Raw genomic sequence first — 438 nt, forward strand, 5'->3', positions numbered from 1 at the left:
TCGTCGTGCTCGCCAGCGGCAAGGTGGTACGCTCTGCGGTGGCCGAGGTCCCGGCGAAGGGCAGAGACACCATGGGTGTCGTATTCGCCCGTTTCGCGGACGACGACAGGATCATCTCACTGGCCAAGAACTCCGAACGCAACCTGGTGGTCCCCGAAGCTGCGCCCGACGCGTCCGACGGTACCGCTGCTGGGAAGGGAACACCCGATGAGTAGTGTCGCCGAGAAGCTCGCGAAGAAGTCGTCGCGAGCGACAACCACCAAGCAGGTGCGTCTCAAGCTCGTGTACGTCGACTTCTGGTCGGCGCTCAAGCTCGCCTTCCTCTTCTCCGTGGTGCTCGGCATCATCACCGTCGTGGCCACGTTCCTCATCTACGTGGTCCTGCAGACCACGAACGTGTTCGGCACGGTGGACCAGCTGTTCCAGGAGGTCTCCGGA

2 protein-coding genes are annotated in these 438 nt (G+C 63.2%); both read left to right on the forward strand.

The genetic code is table 11. From position 1 onward, the window contains the following. Positions 1 to 215 (forward strand): DNA gyrase C-terminal beta-propeller domain-containing protein (locus tag ACU8YE_RS25445; protein ID WP_446930370.1); only part of this gene is annotated, 215 nt, incomplete at its 5' end. Further along, positions 208 to 438: DUF3566 domain-containing protein (locus ACU8YE_RS25450; RefSeq protein ID WP_446930372.1), on the forward strand; the 231-nt coding region annotated here is incomplete at its 3' end. The genes ACU8YE_RS25445 and ACU8YE_RS25450, both read left to right, overlap by 8 nt.

This window comes from Ralstonia sp. VS2407 (genome assembly GCF_052950655.1).